This is a genomic window from Myroides sp. N17-2, assembly GCF_002286775.1.
In the GTDB taxonomy this organism is placed as follows: domain Bacteria; phylum Bacteroidota; class Bacteroidia; order Flavobacteriales; family Flavobacteriaceae; genus Flavobacterium.
In genome coordinates, this window is record NZ_NSGJ01000004.1 from 139,662 (window position 1) to 157,100 (window position 17,439).

20 protein-coding genes are annotated in these 17,439 nt (G+C 34.9%); 10 read left to right on the forward strand and 10 right to left on the reverse strand.

The window, feature by feature from the left end; genetic code table 11:
- Positions 1-108: 108 nt before the first annotated feature.
- Complete coding sequence (locus tag CF599_RS03000) at positions 109-309, reverse strand: hypothetical protein (RefSeq protein ID WP_121964557.1); 201 nt, start codon at positions 307-309, stop codon at positions 109-111.
- A 432-nt stretch (positions 310-741) separates the two neighbouring features.
- Between CF599_RS03000 and CF599_RS03010 the strand changes: the two genes are divergently transcribed.
- Positions 742-1,191, forward strand: a complete 450-nt coding sequence (locus CF599_RS03010; protein ID WP_121964559.1) for a GNAT family N-acetyltransferase — start codon at positions 742-744, stop codon at positions 1,189-1,191.
- Between the two features lie 41 nt (positions 1,192-1,232).
- On the opposite strand, the gene CF599_RS03015 is transcribed toward CF599_RS03010, so the two are convergent.
- Genes CF599_RS03015 through CF599_RS03040 form a run of 6 tightly spaced genes read right to left on the reverse strand, consistent with a single transcriptional unit; the run spans position 1,233 to position 5,308 of the window.
- Positions 1,233-2,003, reverse strand: coding sequence for a hypothetical protein (locus tag CF599_RS03015; protein WP_143824785.1), 771 nt, complete (start codon positions 2,001-2,003; stop codon positions 1,233-1,235).
- A gap of 2 nt (positions 2,004-2,005) precedes the next feature.
- Positions 2,006-2,281, reverse strand: a complete 276-nt coding sequence (locus tag CF599_RS03020) for a hypothetical protein (protein WP_121964561.1) — start codon at positions 2,279-2,281, stop codon at positions 2,006-2,008.
- Between the two features lie 6 nt (positions 2,282-2,287).
- Complete coding sequence (locus CF599_RS03025) at positions 2,288-3,064, reverse strand: DUF3592 domain-containing protein (protein ID WP_121964562.1); 777 nt, start codon at positions 3,062-3,064, stop codon at positions 2,288-2,290.
- 34 nt (positions 3,065-3,098) lie between these two features.
- The gene (locus CF599_RS03030; RefSeq protein ID WP_121964563.1) at positions 3,099-3,728 is read right to left on the reverse strand and encodes a hypothetical protein; all 630 of its coding nucleotides are present in this window, start codon (positions 3,726-3,728) and stop codon (positions 3,099-3,101) included.
- Positions 3,729-3,730: 2 nt separating this feature from the next.
- Positions 3,731-4,546: a DUF3592 domain-containing protein gene (locus CF599_RS03035; protein ID WP_143824786.1), complete on the reverse strand. Its 816-nt coding sequence runs from the start codon at positions 4,544-4,546 to the stop codon at positions 3,731-3,733.
- A 9-nt stretch (positions 4,547-4,555) separates the two neighbouring features.
- Positions 4,556-5,308, reverse strand: coding sequence for a DUF3592 domain-containing protein (locus CF599_RS03040; RefSeq protein ID WP_143824787.1), 753 nt, complete (start codon positions 5,306-5,308; stop codon positions 4,556-4,558).
- A gap of 295 nt (positions 5,309-5,603) precedes the next feature.
- Here CF599_RS03040 and CF599_RS03045 point away from each other — a divergent pair, with 295 nt between their 5' ends.
- The 3 genes from CF599_RS03045 to CF599_RS03055 all read left to right on the forward strand — a co-directional run bounded on the left by CF599_RS03045 (position 5,604) and on the right by CF599_RS03055 (position 7,111).
- A complete protein-coding gene (locus tag CF599_RS03045) occupies positions 5,604-5,822 on the forward strand; it encodes a hypothetical protein (RefSeq protein ID WP_121964566.1) in 219 nt (72 codons plus the stop codon).
- 317 nt (positions 5,823-6,139) lie between these two features.
- Positions 6,140-6,700: a 2'-5' RNA ligase family protein gene (locus CF599_RS03050; RefSeq protein WP_121964567.1), complete on the forward strand. Its 561-nt coding sequence runs from the start codon at positions 6,140-6,142 to the stop codon at positions 6,698-6,700.
- A gap of 63 nt (positions 6,701-6,763) precedes the next feature.
- Positions 6,764-7,111: a tRNA-binding protein gene (locus tag CF599_RS03055; RefSeq protein ID WP_121964568.1), complete on the forward strand. Its 348-nt coding sequence runs from the start codon at positions 6,764-6,766 to the stop codon at positions 7,109-7,111.
- 196 nt (positions 7,112-7,307) lie between these two features.
- On the opposite strand, the gene CF599_RS03060 is transcribed toward CF599_RS03055, so the two are convergent.
- Both CF599_RS03060 and CF599_RS03065 read right to left on the reverse strand, forming a co-directional pair.
- The gene (locus tag CF599_RS03060) at positions 7,308-8,969 is read right to left on the reverse strand and encodes a hypothetical protein (RefSeq protein ID WP_121964569.1); all 1,662 of its coding nucleotides are present in this window, start codon (positions 8,967-8,969) and stop codon (positions 7,308-7,310) included.
- 197 nt (positions 8,970-9,166) lie between these two features.
- Positions 9,167-10,270 carry a DUF2891 domain-containing protein gene (locus CF599_RS03065; protein ID WP_121964570.1) on the reverse strand — a complete coding sequence of 368 codons (1,104 nt, stop codon included), beginning with the start codon at positions 10,268-10,270 and terminating at the stop codon, positions 9,167-9,169.
- 235 nt (positions 10,271-10,505) lie between these two features.
- On the opposite strand from CF599_RS03065, the gene CF599_RS03070 reads away from it, so the two are divergent.
- The 5 genes from CF599_RS03070 (at position 10,506) to CF599_RS03090 (ending at position 13,892) form a co-directional block, all read left to right on the forward strand.
- Complete coding sequence (locus CF599_RS03070; RefSeq protein WP_121964571.1) at positions 10,506-11,909, forward strand: DUF5074 domain-containing protein; 1,404 nt, start codon at positions 10,506-10,508, stop codon at positions 11,907-11,909.
- Between the two features lie 145 nt (positions 11,910-12,054).
- Positions 12,055-12,621 (forward strand): hypothetical protein, encoded by a 567-nt coding sequence (locus CF599_RS03075; RefSeq protein ID WP_121964572.1) that lies wholly within the window; start codon positions 12,055-12,057, stop codon positions 12,619-12,621.
- Between the two features lie 3 nt (positions 12,622-12,624).
- Positions 12,625-13,092, forward strand: a complete 468-nt coding sequence (locus tag CF599_RS03080; RefSeq protein WP_121964573.1) for a cytochrome d ubiquinol oxidase subunit II — start codon at positions 12,625-12,627, stop codon at positions 13,090-13,092.
- 43 nt (positions 13,093-13,135) lie between these two features.
- A complete protein-coding gene (locus CF599_RS03085; protein ID WP_121964574.1) occupies positions 13,136-13,384 on the forward strand; it encodes a hypothetical protein in 249 nt (82 codons plus the stop codon).
- A gap of 118 nt (positions 13,385-13,502) precedes the next feature.
- Positions 13,503-13,892: a hypothetical protein gene (locus CF599_RS03090; RefSeq protein WP_121964575.1), complete on the forward strand. Its 390-nt coding sequence runs from the start codon at positions 13,503-13,505 to the stop codon at positions 13,890-13,892.
- Positions 13,893-14,403: 511 nt separating this feature from the next.
- On the opposite strand, the gene CF599_RS03095 is transcribed toward CF599_RS03090, so the two are convergent.
- The gene (locus tag CF599_RS03095; RefSeq protein WP_121964576.1) at positions 14,404-14,955 is read right to left on the reverse strand and encodes a transposase; all 552 of its coding nucleotides are present in this window, start codon (positions 14,953-14,955) and stop codon (positions 14,404-14,406) included.
- A gap of 839 nt (positions 14,956-15,794) precedes the next feature.
- Here CF599_RS03095 and CF599_RS03100 point away from each other — a divergent pair.
- Positions 15,795-16,943, forward strand: coding sequence for a DUF6266 family protein (locus CF599_RS03100; RefSeq protein ID WP_121964577.1), 1,149 nt, complete (start codon positions 15,795-15,797; stop codon positions 16,941-16,943).
- Positions 16,944-17,439: the final 496 nt, after the last annotated feature.

Consider the following 17,439-nt stretch of genomic DNA (forward strand, 5'->3'; position numbering starts at 1 on the left):
GTACCATACACACTAATTATAGCCATTACCACTCCCATAACATATAAAAACATTTAATCAGATTAGTCAATGGAAAAAGCTATACAATTAGAAAATACGTATTACAACTTAAAACTTCTTCTCATTCATTGTCATCATAGACACTAACAAAATATCTACAATTACAGCGAGTAAAACTCCCCCATAAAAAATAGGGTCTTTTAGATAACTCGCATAATCACCAATATGAATTGGATTACCTACAAAGTAGAATTTATAGAAACTATAAAATACTATCGAACTAATAAACAAATACGCTATATACTTCATATCTTAAGTCTTTAAATATTATCTGTAATAAAATTACATCAACATTTAAAAAACAAAATAATGTAATTCAAACAATTACAGACAAAGTATTACAACATTCAAAGAGACATAAAACACATATACCTTATAGTGCTAAATAGAACACTCCTCTCATCAATGCTATCCCAAAAACAGTACTTCCTAGAAATATCATAACGTACTTCTGTCTACCTACTTGCTCTTGTTTTATATCACGTATTATCTTGTATAAATATGTACTCCCTACACCTATTATAAGACTACATATTACCCACACCAAATAAAATTTACTCTCGTAATCCATAACCAATACTTTACGTTAACTACATTTAATACTGCTAATAAAGATACTAATTACTACTGACTTAGAAATGTAAAAAACACTACTTTTACAGCACAACCAAAAGAATACTTATGCTAGACGTCCTAAAAACCAACTCTGATAATATAGACTTCCTCCATCTCATCACAGAACTAGATAAATACCTACGTGTATTAGACGGTGATGATCACGAGTTCTTCGCTCAGTATAATAAAGTAGATCATATTAACCACGTTATTGTCATCTACTCACAAGATATCGCTGTAGGCTGTGGTGCAATTAAAGAATATGATAAAGGCACAATGGAGATAAAACGTATGTTTACTGCTCCTGATGCTAGAGGAAAAGGTATTGCGTCTATTGTACTAACCGAATTAGAACAGTGGGCTAAAGATCTAGGCTATACCAGATGTATCTTAGAAATGGGTAAGCTACAGTCTCAAGCAGAAATATTATACCGCAAGAACAACTATACTGTTATTCCTAATTATGGTCAATATGACGGTGTAGAGAGTAGTTTGTGTTTTGAGAAGGTGCTGTAAGGCTAAACAAAAGTAAAAACCCCTGCATTTTACACCTTTATCTATACGGTCTGATTGTCACCTTTATCTCCACTCCACATAGTCTTAATAAATGCCCACAGTCCTAATCCTAACCCAAATATAGATAGTAATAACGTAAAATAAACCCATGTAGGCTTATCTTCCCCATTAAACAATCCATATATCAATCCTAGCATAAATAACACTAGTACTCCAGGTAGCACATAATACAGACCAATATAAATACCTCTCGCTTTATAATTCGCTATCGGCCTTCCTATGCAATACAACAATAATCCTATAAATACATAATCTATTGCACCCACAATCAACACAGCTACGAATAATTTTAATATGGCTGCCCATCCTACTACTGCTACTCGATCAGCATCAGTATCATAATAGACAGAATAACGTTCTCCTAATACAGGTACACTATTAGAGCTATAATCTAATTCCTTCTGTATAGTCTCTTTATACCTAGGCTTAAATTCTACCACAGGAATATACTCTGTACTATAAGCTCGTTTATCTTCATCATAAGATCCAGTGGTAGCTACATAATCGACTACAGTAGCATAATACTTCTCTCCTGAATAGATTACCTCAACCTTCTCTTTTATCTGCAGACCTAATGTAAAGCTAAATCCAAGACTAAATGAAGTACTTACTAATATCAATGCAAATACATTAACCGTTCCGCTACATCCTAACTTTGTTTTTTTCTCTTTAGCTCTACGACGACTATACAAAACAGTCAAACATATCACCACAATTAAGACAAGGCTACTTATAAATAAAACAATCTTCATACCTATCTACTTTTACGTCTATTACTTCTGCGCTTCCACTCATCATTATGTGGATGAGGCTTATTTGTTATCTGAGTACTTCTGTCAGTTTCTTGTTTTGATTGATTAGATGTCTGATCTATACTTGCCTTTTTATTTTTGGCTTTTTTATCTCTTTCGTTCCTAGCCTGCTCTGCTAGTTTAGCCTTCTTCTTTTTTCTAGTTTTCTTTTTCTGTTGATGTATAAAGAAAATCAACAGAACCAACATCACTGCAGCTAATACAAAATATAATTCCATACTATTCTACTTCTTACTATTAAACCCTGCCTCGTCTAAAACATTACCAGTAATTATAGATTCTTTCTTTGTCAACTTAGTGAGATATCTCAATACTAATACAGCGACAACTACTATAGTACTTCCTATAACAAATATCACCCACTTATCTAGGTTCTCCATTTTATAAAACACATAGAATATTCCAAAATAAAATAATACAACAACCCCATAAGCAACTTTAATTCCTAATGATAGCCTCTTTCTATTGGCTGTTCCTAACGACAATTTAATAAAAAGCCTAAGGGCAATTAAGCCAACTACAAACCCCATTAAACGCGCTAAAAAAACAACTATATTTTCCCAATTGACTTCTAACAAAGATGAATTATCACTATTATAATAGATAGTGTAAACATCTCCTACCCTAGGCATATTGGTTGCTTCCTTAGGACTAAAGAAAGAATAAGCTTTTGTTTCACCCTCTTTAGTTATAAACTCAACTTTAGACAAGTTCCCTGTCAATTTCATTTGGTCAAAGTGTGGTTCTTCGCTATAAACTACAGTTGCCACATATTTATCTCCATTCACTACAGTGTCAAGATCTTTAACTATTCTAATTGCCATAAATCCCATAACAAATAACAGTAAACATACAACAACCATAGTTCGTAATGTAAGCTTTATCACTGTTTCTAATTTAGAATAAGCCTCTTTATCTCGATGTATACATTTCAACACAAGCCATATAGAACTTATAACCCCACCTATCACTGCTCCTAAAAATATATCTCGTGTTTCCATAAAACAAATAACCTTAAACTTACTAATATTATCCCTACTTCTTACTATTAAACCTTGCCTCGTCTACAGCTCTTATCCCTTTATCACTCCCAAAACTCATCTGATTACCTATCTTTCTTTCTATAACCAACTTGATATAATACACCACAAAAGCCATCCATATCAACAGCACTACCCCTAATACCATTTGTACAGAAATACTTAACCCATAAAAAAAGATAGCATAGAGTAAATTGATTCCCATAAAAACCATCAGAATAGGGATAATATATCTAATCACTACATATTTTCCTTCTTCCAACATCACTTTTGGAGAAGAACCATTTAAATACTTTATTCCGCCTAACAAGTAGTAAATACACACAAGTTCTAACAGTATTAAAATTAGAACCCATAACTGTCTCATCACATTACCGAGATATGACATTTCTTTCCTATACTCTACATACTTATTAACAATATTCAAGGGCATAATCATTGTCATTGAAAATAGGAAAGGAATCAAACTAAAATAAAACACGAAAACAGTACCAAATAAAACACAACCTCCCTTATCCTCTTTGCGGTACCTACTATTAATCCTTTGGCAACTCAAGTGAGTAAGCCAAAAGATAAGGGCTAACATTCCAATAAAAATGACAATATTGTTATTATGTTCGTTCATACCTATCTATTATTACGTTCGCTATATATATCAATAGCTTCTTGTTCTTTAGCAAACTTCTTACCCCATCGTCTTCCTTTAATTAACAAGAAAATATAGCCAATTAATATAGCCGTTACAAACACTATCCATCTCAATACTCCTTTGCGTTCATTAGCTGTTATATCTAGATCTGCATAATACTTATACACCGCAGCCATATCCAGCAATATTAAAGCGAATGGTATCGCAATTATAAAACCAATAAAACCTGCTATCTTATATACTCGATCTTTATTACCACCCATTGCGTAATTAACTAATCCAAAGAATAGCATTAACCCAACAAGTAATAATAATCCACCACCTAATAACATTGCTAATGACCCTAAACTAAAGGTAGTTACTCCTCCTGTCTCATCATAATAATAAACTTCATACAGACTACCTATCCCTGTCTGAGAGCTACTAGAACTGTCAAATGTATACACTACCTCAAGTCCTGTATTAGTAACAAACTTAACTATAGGCGCGTACATTGTCGTACTTGTACCCTTATCACTATCATAGCTTTCACTCACCTCATAGTCCACCACTGTAGCCATATACTTATCTCCATTATAGATAATATCTGCTTTATCCACGAGTTTCATTCCTACAGCGAATGTACCCCCTACTCCTAATACTGTGATACCTAACACTACTAGATAGACTACCCCCATATACACACACCCATTACCTACTTTATCACCACGCTCAGTATTCAATCGTCTATTGACAAATACTCCTAAGACCAATGACAACAAAAAACAAACTAATATTATCGTTTGACCACTCATATTTTAATTTTAAAATATTGCTAATTCACTACTATTAAACACTCTTAACCATTCCGCCCGATATCTTTTACTATAATGCCATACTCCATAAGTTGAAGCTAATAAGTAAACGATAATCAGTATTGCATAATACTTATATCTCCAGAATAGCAGGTAGCTTATCAATACCTGTATTATTATAAACCCTGCCATAATCATACTCCCCTTAACCATCTGTAGACCTATCCACTTAGACCTCATCTTATAAGGGATAATAGAGAATACCATCATACCTAAATAGAAATAAAGACTTAGGACTATCGCAAGTAATACTAAACCTCCACCTATAATCATTTGCGCATTTATCACATATGTCTCCTTATTCTTCGGATTATAAAACACTGTATAGCTACTTCCTCTAATTGGTTTAACTAAGAAAGTACTCGTTAAATTATATTCTATAGAATCTCCGGCTACAGTGATAAACTCAAAACTAGGAGAGTAAGATGTAGTACCATATTTACCTGTTCCTCTTTGATTAACACGATAGTCTGTCAAGACCGCCTCATACTTCTGTAGATTATTGATCAAATACTCGTTTTCTATATATGTATTAACAGCATAAACACTTAGTCCTATAGCCGTCATCGACCACATACACACATATAATCTAATACCTGCTATATCACTAGTAATCACCTCTCCTTTTTTGAGTAACCCTTTTGGAACAGCATATGCCATCCAAAGAACACTACTTATCAACAACAGTACTATACTAAACATCCTTATCTTTTAAATCCATGTGAATTATTCCCTCTGCCTATCAATCGGATAAATAACCTTTGCTTTCATATTGTATTTAACTAATAATCTCAAACACTAATTACCATTAGCTGAAAGGCTACATACACAATAGAACCATTACTAATACAACTATGTTAAATGTTAACAAGTCCTTTAACAAATATAACGATACCTAAACTATAAAAAGTACTGAAACAAAATATTTTAGCCTTTTAATTCTTCTATCTGTTTTATTATCCGTAACTTAATTTATAATTTAAAAAACACCCTAATTATGAAATACGTAAAAGAATTCAGAGCATATGATTTTGATAGTAATATCCTTGTTATAGATTTTAAAGACCACCAAATAGAAAACCCTATTGTACAAGTATCAGAGATAATAGACGAGTTCGTCTATCAAGTAAAGCCTTGTAAAATATTTATTTCAAAAGCGCACAATATTGATATAGCTACTGATGTACCTTTTAGAGGAAGAATTATTATCCGCTAACTTAGACCTACCACAATATAATTTGAAGGGTTATCAACAGTGCGTTGATAACCCTTTTATTATTACCTTAAATCAGATAAAGCAAGTCTATAAACTAACCCTTTATACCGTTATTCACTTTAACCTAGAATCAGCATTAGCCAAATACTACAAAGCAATTCTACTTCATAGGTCTTTCATTAGCGCTATAACCATACTATAGTATGCTGAAATCACTAATTCAGACCTATTTTGTATAATTACTTTTCACTTATCTGTCTATCGCTGATTTTGGGTTAAACCCAAAATCATTACTTTTACCTTTTAAATAAGTACGAATGATTAATAGATATTCTCTTTGTTTTCAACCTGATGATGCGACTATAGAAATAGTTAGACAAATGAAGTTACAGCTAGCAGACCATATCGGATGGTATAACAGTAAGAACTCTCTAGCACATATGACTATATCTAAATTTCAGACAGATAGTATAGGTGTAAATAAGATAGCGCAGTTAGTCAGACAGCAGTGTAGTACATTCACACCTACGCAAGTACTTTTTAATGATTACGGCCAATATCCTAACGGAGCATTCTTCTTAGCAGTGGATAAAGAAGATCAGGTCACGCTAAAAGAATATGCTAAGAAAGTAATGAGTAAAGTATCACTACCTGATGTTTATAAAAGTAACGAACCCCACATGTCTATCGCTCGTAAACTAGAACCAATCAAGCTTCAGCAAGCGCTAGTGTTCTTCGAAAAACCTGCTATTTCATTTATGTGTGATAAAGTAGCCCTGCGCCAATTTAACCCTGAACGCCGACAATACGACATCATCGACATATTCCCTTTCTTAGGAATGCCTTCTAATGAAGCGGAGCAGTTGTCGTTGTTTTAAAACCTTATAAAAAGAATAAATACATTTATTTCCCTATTTTTGGAATTAATCAGAAACAACAAGATGGAGAATAACAACAATACATTGACTTGGGATGAGTTCTCAAAAGTAGAGATGAGAGTAGGTACTATCATTGAAGCAGAGGTATTCGCTGAAGTGAGAAACCCTGCTTATAAATTAGTACTTGACTTCGGAGAAGAAATAGGTAAACGCAAATCATCTGCGCAAATCACCAAACTATATACACCCGAAGAATTAATCGGTAAGCAAGTAGTGGCGGTAGTAAACTTCCCACCTAAACAGATAGCAACCCTGATGAGCGAATGCCTAGTAATGGGAGCTGTAGATGGTAAAGAGGTAACATTAATGACAATGGATAAACTAACCAAAAATGGTCTTAGGATAGGGTAATTAATGGTTTACAGTGGGCAGTTTACAGTTAACTGTATTTGCCTACGGCATAAGGGATATAACGAAATTGTTGACGGTTGACGGATGGGAAACGGTCTGTAGAGACGCAATACCTTGCGTCTAATACAATCCTTATTAATTAAAACAATAATCGGTTTACAGTCTGTGAACTGTAAACCGATTACTGTTAACCTTATCATCTTTTCCCTAACTTCTTAAGGAATTCACTCTCTGCTTTATTAAACGCATACATCGCTGAGTGCGTAGAGGTAAATGTATCTGTAAGTTTAGATCGAAATGCACTATACAGTGACTTGCCATCTGCTTTAAAGAAATCCACTAATGCTGTGTATTCTCCTGTATCAATGTTATGCAAGATACGAGACTGATAATTACCCGGTTTATCTTTACGACCTAGCTCTCGGTATTTCTGCCCTTCATACATATAGACATTAAAGAAATATTCACTCACATAGTTTGCATCTATCTTCTGAGAAGCTAATCCATTGCTATCTATCAGTTCGATAAACAAGTTATTAAATCGCTCTGCTACTGTCTCATTAAATGTTTTATACACATTAAAGATAGAGGGCTTAATCAAATCCTTGCCTTGATGCATCGCTTCGATTACATCATCATCATTAGGAAAATACTCTCCCCACACCTCTTCTTCTGCTATCTCATCTATAAACACATCTCGTGTACGATGAGTACTAGGATAAACATTAAGTGCGAAGAACGGCATCCCGTCATCGCCTGTTAGCTGATCTAATCCAAAAACAGAATTGTCTGAGATGATACTCGTGATGCGTATCTTATTAATATAGCAAGGCATATCTACAGAGACTATACAGCGTACATCTAAAGTTCCCTTAACGTGCAACTCTCCTAAACTGTACTTCGCATAGACCACATCTCCATATACACTACCCGCGATATAATGGGTATTCCCACAGAAATAAGCATTCTTCACTGTCAAATCTCCTAGCACTACTAGCATAGGCGAAAAGTCTAATTCTTGACAAAACAAAGAATCAGCTACTTTAAGATCTCCTGTGAAGATATAACCTTGTATATCTATTTCGTAATCTTCTATCTCATTTAATATCTCTAGATTGTGCACTTCTGCATCACTATCTACCACTAAGAAATAAGAACTCTCCTCTCCTAGATCATAGACTAGCGTATCTAAAGTATACAACTCCTCATCTGCATTATTAACCCCTTTTAATCCTTTTAGCATCTCAAGTCCCTCGCGAATACTCACCACACGATATAGTATTCCATCGTGAAATATAGTGCTAATAGGAGGTTCTTGATTGATTACATCAGGGTGAAAGAATTGTGCCTGTTCTACCATAGCACTTATCTTATCATCAAACTCAAAAAAGTGATTGACAGAATACAATAGATCACTAATAAATGTGAACCACTGATAAGCAATCTCTAAATGCGCTTGATCTTTTGACGTCAATAAAGTCAATTGATCAGAATAGGTATTGTGCTCTTGATAAAAAACCAATACACTCGTAAGGTCTAAGCCAAGTCGTTTATAAAAATAGTGATACATCTCTGCATCTTTTTCTCCCTCTTCATTGATGAAATCACGTGAAATAACTAGACGTGTATTAAACTCATCTTCTTGAAAATAAATAGCAAACTTATCACTCTCTGCTACCTCTTCTTCTGCGATATCGTATGATTCTAAGAAGTCTATCACTATATCATCTCCTCTAGGTATTAGCCATCTGTTATAATAAACCCCTTGTACGATAGGCAGTTTAAACAGTGCTCTTACCGCATCGATAGACAAGTCTCTTTGCGTGTCCTCGATACCAAACATTTCTCTTAATTTCATAGTATTTATAGTGGGTTACCCCTACTTTTTAATAGTCAGACTATTGGTGTATTAAACCCTGAATCAGCATTAGACAAATAAACGAGAAGTAATTATACAAAATAGGTCTGAATTAGCGATACAAGCATACTATAGTATGGTTTTAGAGCTAATGAAAGAGCTATGAAGTAGAATTGATTCGCAGTATTAGGCTACTGCTAATTATGGATTAACGTGTACAAAGCGAATGTACCTAACCAATGGCTACCCATATAATCATCTCCTGTAATATTGCCAAACGAATTCTCAAAATGCTTCACTGAAAGTTTATTCAGATTAGGTGCTAACTCAGGCAACGCTTTCCCTATCTCCTTAAGGCAAGTAGCTCTACTAAAGTTAAGCCCATCTAAGTGAACTAAGTGTCCATCTGTACGATCTGATACTTTAGCGACCTCTAGTGTAAACGCCTTGTCAAATATCTGAGGTAAGAATGACTTCGTCCACGTGCGGAATGTATCCTGATTCATCACCTTACTCATTAGACGTGCTTCTTCTAAACATGGAGATAAAAAGTCGTGTCCACTTGGTTCGAAGGCTATATTGCATCCTTTATCTTCTCCGTATAAACGCTTAGCGTTAGTTACTATCAATTCTTCAAATGACGTATTCCCCATCTGACGCGCATAGTCTAATGACAGTGATAATCCGAATGCTGTATTATCATGTGTCCCTGTGCGGATAGGATATAGTAATTTTGGTAAATATTCTGCATAACGCTCCTGCATGATTTTAGCCAATGGCTCTATCGTCTTTGCCCATCGTTGTGCATCTGCATCTTCCCATTTAGACAGCGTTCCGTGTAATTGGAACAGCCATGCCCATCCATAAGTACGTTCAAAAGTCTTGTTATTTGGATCGTGGAAGAACGCTAGTTCAACTGCTACATTCTCATCTGTAATCAGATTATTCAGCCTAGCGCGTATCTGCCCATCTGTATCTAACTCCGGAAACTTCTGTAATAAAGTAACAATAGACCAAAATCCGTGTACAGAAGAGTGCCAATCAAAACATCCGTAGAAAATAGGTCTAAGCTGTTTCGGTGTTTTTAGATCTTCATCCTTCCCTATTACTTGCCCTAATTTATTAGGATATTCTATCTCGATACAGTGTAGCGGAAGCTCTATAATCTTCTTCGCCTCAGCTATAGTAAGTGTTAATGATGTTGGTTCTTCCGTATTTATTGATTCATTCGAAGGTTGTTGTTTCTCTGTACATGAGAACATCAAAACACTTGCGAATAGAAGGCTTCCTATTTTTTTCATAATCCGTTTATCTCTTTATTCCTCTAAAATAGTAAAATACTCCTACTTAAAGAGTGTATTTATAAAAAAGAAAAGCAAAAGTTCTTTGTTCCTATAGCTGAAGGCTTATTTTTGTTGAACCTTAAATCCGTAGATAACGTTTAAACGAGAGTTAATTGAAGCTATGTAAAGTAGAATTAATTCGCAGTAAATGGTAACTTCAGATTTAAGGTTAATAACAAAAAAACAAACTATAATGAAAAAAGGAATTTTAGCACGCTCACTTGTGCTTTCACTACTTGCTTTTACAGTAGCATGTAGCTCAGAAGATGATAACCGAAATGAAGACGGCTTTAGAATTATCCCACCTTCTGCAGCAACACCATTAATCCAACCAACAGGTTTCTACATTGCCAATGAAGATTGGTTCGGACATGATAAAGGAAGTGTAAACTTCTTAGATTACGGACTAAATAGAAAATACAGAATATACGCTGAAGTGAATAGTGGCAAGTCATTAGGTGTGACTACTACTATGGGGGTAGCTTATGGTGACAACTATTATATAGTCTCTAAACAAGGAAATAGATTTGTCGTAACAGACAAGAACTTTAAGGAAGTCAAATCTTTTGAAAATATCCAAGGTGATGGTAGAGCATTCGTAGGAGTATCTGACTCTAAAGGATATATCTCTACAGGTGCAGGAATCACTGTGTATCATATCAATACTAAAGCTATAGGTGGTAAAATAGATGGTATCAGCAAACAAACTGGTAATATGGTTTATGCTAATGGTAAAGTATATGCTGTAGTAAATGGAGATGGATTAGTTATTATCAATACGGATACAGACACAATCATAGAGAAACTAGGAGGTGGATATACTCAAGTTACCCTAGATAAAGATGGTATCGTATGGGCAGGTAAAGGAAATGAAATAGTACGTATCAATCCTAAAGATAAAAACGATACTAAACCATACAACATAGCGACTGCACCTATCAATGGAACTTGGGGTGCTTGGAATCCTGGATCATTATCATCAAGTGTGAAAGAGAATGCACTATACTGGACAAAAGGGGCTAACGTAGTAAAGTTTAATACACAGACAGGAGAACTTAACGAAGAGTTTTATACATTAGGAGAAGACGGATTTAATAAGAAACTGGTATTCTATGGTGCAGGACTTAGAGTAGATCCTGTAACGGATGACTTAGTATTATTAGTCAAAAGATCTGGATGGGGTGATAATGGAAGTTATAACTGGACTAAAATAATATCTAATCAAGGGGCTTCTAAAAATCAAGTATTTATGGAAGGTGGTAATAGTAATGATCAGAATGGACATTACTGGTTCCCTTCTGTTCCTTTCTTCCAAGATAATAATGCACCTGAAATCTTAGTAAACCAAATCGTACTTAAGCCAAACAAAGAATTTAGAGTTGCGCTTAAAGATATCGTAATCGATCAAGATAGCCCATATGCATTAATCGAAAAGTCTGTAAAGAACTTAGAGAATATGTTCGGATACGCTACAATAGAAGGTGATGAATTAGTCATCAAAACCAATGAGAATACAGGAAAAACGTCTATGAGTATGACGGTAATCTCTAATGGTAAACGCCTACAGAAAGACATCGAAATTTGGGTTAGAAACTAATAATCCAACAAAACAGATAAAATAAAGGTCGCTATATAGCGGCCTTTATTTTTACAGATAACCCATTTGAAAACAGCGAATAACACAATCGAAAATAGTTAATAACGTAATCTCTTTTTTTGTACTTTTGACTAAAATTTACGCTATGAAAACAAGAACTTTACTAACTACATTATCACTATTCTTAGTGCTATTACTTAGCAGTTGTAACAACAAAGACATCAATGCTTCTAAAGCTTATGATACGATAGAAGTTTATCTTGCTGATAAACCTGAATATGAGACTACGACTATCCACTTAGGGAAAAAGAAGTTGAGAATAAAAAAAGACAGTCTACAAATAGAGCAATATAAATCACTAGAGAAAGACGGATACATAGAGTTCGCAGAAGAAACATCTAAAAAGAAATGGTTGTCTAAAGATTCTATTTGGAACGTGACTCTTAAACTTACGGAGAAAGCTCACCCTTTCGTGATTGACCAAAAGAATGATAAAGTAACAGTAAAAACGATACTATATACACTAGGTGACAGTAGTAATCTACAACTAAACAATAGAAGTAAAAAATCTGCTACTGCATCAGTAATGCTTAACAAAGAGTATACTCCGTTTATCTCTCTTGCAAAAGACAAAAATCCAAATACAAAGTTCATCACTAAGAAGTATAAACTTCGCTTTACTGAAGAAACAGGTTGGACGATTAACCAATAAACAATGGGAAAGAACATCACTATACTAGCGCTAATACAAGTTATTCTAGCTATAATTTCTTCTCTATTGATAGCCAATATGTCTACATTAGGAAGAATAGGAATAACCTTAGTCAAAAGAGAATATCTTATTTTCAAGACACCTTGGAAGACTGCATTAGCGATATTCGCTGTACAAATGATCGTGATACTAGTACTTGCTTTATTTAAGAAATTTGCCTCGAGTAAAACAAGTCATATTGTATCATTTGTATTCTTAGTCATCGGATTAATCGGAGCATACTATACGTATATTGACTTCACGACTACCTCACATAAGCACATGAAGTTTTATTTCCACTTAGGTTTCTATCTATTTTGGTTCAATTGGATCTTTAGTTGTATCTACTTCTTTTGCCTTAAAGGACGCAAGAAGGCAACATCTATCTCATCTGACGACATCAATCAACCGATGCAGCCTAATCTAGAATAAGCTCACTCCAAACAACAACAATAAAACTCACAATACATATAAAATGACTAAACACGTTATACTAATCGCTACTATAGCCCTACTAACTGTAGGATGTAAAGAGAACAAAGACACTACTCCAACAGAAACAACGCCTGTAGAATCAACATCTACAAGCACATCAGAAGATCAAGGGCCTACAGCTATCCCTATGCACGGTACAGGTGAGAACAGCTCATCTTCTAGCAATGGAAGTTTCAAAATGGATGATGATATGAAGAAAAACATCCAACAACAAAAAGGGCAAGAGTAAACTTGTACAATTCTTCTTTACCTTAATATAATTTGGTTAAACACATGATTTAGTTTCACATCTCAGCTATTTATAGTATGTTTAACTAACTATATCACACTGTGTAACTAAATATCAGATGAGAAAAACTATAATACTAAGTTTAACTTTATGCCTTACTGTATTAGTAAGTTGTAAAGAAGCTACTAAAGAAGAAACGACTACTCAACAGGAGATGACAGTAAAAGATATCATAGCCAATAGCAGTGACCTTCAGAATGCAAATACTCAGGGAGCAGGACTAAATCCTGAACACGGAATGTTAGGACACCGATGTGATATCCCTGTAGGAGCGCCATTAGATACACCGCTTCAAGGCGAAAATCAAAATAATGCTCCTGCTACGCCTGTCTTAATGAATAACAATGCTAATAAAGCTTTTCTACAAGAAGGTGAATCAGTAAAAGCAAATCCAGAGCACGGGCAACCAGGACATCGCTGTGATATCCCTGTAGGAGCACCACTCTAAAATAGATAATAAAACGAATACTATATAGCCATTGATTTGTGATAAAGTCAATGGCTTTTTTAAATTAAAATACTCCGCACAGTTTAAAAAAAGCTCCGCACGGATTGCAAATCCGCGCGAGCTACCTACTAAGACTACCTATCTTTTAAAAGTCTAAAGCGAAACGCAATTACACACAGTAGCCACAATACTCGCTGTCGCGGATTTGCAATCCGTGACGCGTATATCAACACAGTTTTAGTGAATGGGACAGATGGCGTGTTGGCAGACTAATCCGTGACGTGTATATTCACACGGTTTTAAAAAAGCTCCGCACGGATTACAAATCCACGCGAGCCCCTTACTAAGACTACCTATCTTTTAAAAGTCTAAAGCGAAACGCAATTACACACAGTAGCCACAATACTCGCTGTCGCGGATTTGCAATCCGTGACGTGTATATCAACACAGTTTTAGTGAATGGGACAGATGGCGTGTTGGCAGACTAATCCGTGACGTGTATAACCGCAGACTAAATATCAAGAATAAATACCTCCAATTCATTATCTAGTCCACAGTAATTACGTGCTGAACTAAAATAATAATCCTCAACGCGTGTAACTACTTTATCTTTTACAGGGTTTAGGTGAATATAATTTATCTTCTGCTTTATAAATTCTAGAGAATAAGCTTCTTTCGCATGATAACCATCTTGCCAAACTTTATATTGTTGATCTCTCTTTAAATATTGACAACTACGAGCAAAATATTCTAACAACCACTCACGTCTACTTTCAGATTCATCCTGAATAGTTTCAATAATTTTTTTACTTGTAAACTTTTTAAAATCACGCATTATTTCAGCAATACTATACCTATCCACACTTCTACAAAGAATATGAACATGACTATGCATTAAAACATAAGCATATATCACTAACCCTTTATTACTTTGACAATAACACAAAGCATCTATTACAACATATTTTTGCTCTAGACGTGTAAATAGATCTATCCAACCTACAGTAGTAATTGTTATAAAATAAGCTTTATCAAGTTCTGTTGCTTTATATTGTGTCGACATTTAATCATATTGATTATTAATACTCTAAACATATAATCAACCACAAACAATATACCAAATATAGAACACACTATCATGGCAATCCGTGATGTGTATATCCACACAGTTTTAAAAAGCTCCCAAGGATTACAAATCCTCACAAGCTACCTACATCTTCAAAAGTACACACAGTAGCCACAATACCCACGCTGTCGCGGATTTGCAATCCGTGACATGTATCTCCTCCCATTAATCATCTATTTTTTTTCCTTCCACCCTCTTTTACTCTAAAAATTAGAATTCTGTAGCCCCAAATACTCCCTTTTTTTGCTCTACCCTATCCACAGACGATATAGCATATTCTAATACTACTTTTTTAAATATTTTTTTAAAACACATAAATAACTAATATTCATTACGTTAACAAAAACAAAGATACAACACCTAACTTCGAATACTACCTTCAATCCCAACAAATTCGGGCTATGTTCTCCAATCCTAGGACAATACTTGGAGAATGATAGGAGAATAGTTGGGCTGAGAAGATTCTGCCCAACTATTCTCCTGTTATTCTTCTTCTACTCTTCTTGAATGGGTCAACTTCATCCTCTCTACTTTCTCACAGTATAAGACGAAATCTGTCTAAAAACAAAAGAATTTTCAGTGTTTTTAGCGCTTAATTAATTCGCATTCAGCCATCAAGGCAGAGTGGCTAAGGGCTGAACAGCCTATAAATATTTCTAGCTACTTATGTACATGGTATGCTGATTTTTATATATTAGAAAACAGGGAATGATATGGCAAATTGCAATTCGCCCCAACAAAAAACCAAAATCACGAAAAAACAAAAAACTTAAGTTATGGCAGAAATTAAACAAGGTATACTAGGTCCAATAAATGGTAAGGTAGGAACAGTAGTTGGAGTAACGTGGAGAGGAGTAAATTACATCCGTGCTAAACCTCGTAAGTCACATAAAAAACCAACAGAGAAACAACTGCTTCAATGGGATAAAATGAGCTTAGTCTCTACGTTTGCAAGTAAGTTTAAGGATTTTGTCAATGCGCATTGTCCTGTTGTACATAATGGTGAAAAGTGGATTACAGGTAAAGAACAAATGATCTCTAGGCTAATGAAACAAGGGGTTAAACTCATCAATGGATTACAACATATCACAGTTGAAAGTGCCTTACTCTCTATCGGAAACCTTGCTCCAGCTGTAATCAAAAAAATCAATCGCTTAAAAACGGGTAAGTTTAAAGTGCAGTGGGATAACGGTTTGATCAACGCATTGACTCTAGATACTGATTCGCTAACGATGATGGTGTATAACGAGAAATTAAACGAATTTATAGCCATTCCTAATGTGGGAAAACGCATTGATAAATATGCTCACTTTAGTCTACCTGACAAGTGGGTAGAAGGAAAAATTTACTTTTGGAGTATGTGGAAAGCAGAGGATGGAAGCGTACACAGCACAAGCTGTTTTCACGGAATTATAGAACTGGAAAATGTAGAGGAGAAAACAGGGAACGGGGAACTGAAAGCAGGAAATGGGGAAATGGAAGTAGAAAAAGGGGAAGAGGGATCTGAGAACGGAAACCAGCTGCCTTCTGAGGTTATCCCTATAGAACAAGCTAGAGATATCTCTCTTAAAAACTTTCTAAAAGAAGTTGATAAAGGTACTGAAGTAGAAACAACATCTCCCATCACACCTCCTTTTAAAGAAAATAAAGTAGTAGATCAAGTACATACTATGGAGCAAAATCCACCTATAGATTCAGATAAATCTTCTACTGAAGATAAAACTCTCCTATCTTCAGTAGATGCTTCTGATAAAGAAAAGAAATTGAAGAAGTGGACTCCACCTGGCTATATCCGCACAGTAAATAAGCAAATTATAAAACAGCCTAAAGACTCTAAACCTACTGTACAAAGTGATCAAGCTAATGAAGGAGTATTTGATGGAGTGCGTTCAATCTTAGAGGTTCCTAATATCAGCGATAATTAATTAGAAATTTCAAATTAGGAATTAGGAATGTGCGCCTACGGCATTAGGTGATATGTATAACGCATTGTTTGGCGTCATCTAGGTGTAGGGGCGTATAACTATACGCCCACATAAAACATCAAATGATGCTTTCTTGTGACAATAATAGATTGTGGTTACTGTGTCGAGTTACGCGTGAGATGCTTCATTCTTCAGCATGACAAGTATTGTGGTTACTTTGGGTGACACAGGACAGAACGTTAAGAAAACATCTTGTAGATGTTTTTAGTGAATGAGACAACGTATTGAGTGACACGCAAGATATTGCGTCTGTACCTTATATGCTAGATAGAATCCTGTGTGTGAGAATTCATTCTTCAGTATAGTTTGCGGATAATTAAGGTGCCGATTGGATCCCTTTGACAGACTATATACTAGGTGAAAAATAAATAACAGTATTCCATTAGTATTGTTTATTTTTGCATATTACAAATTAGTTTGAGATTAACAGTAATTG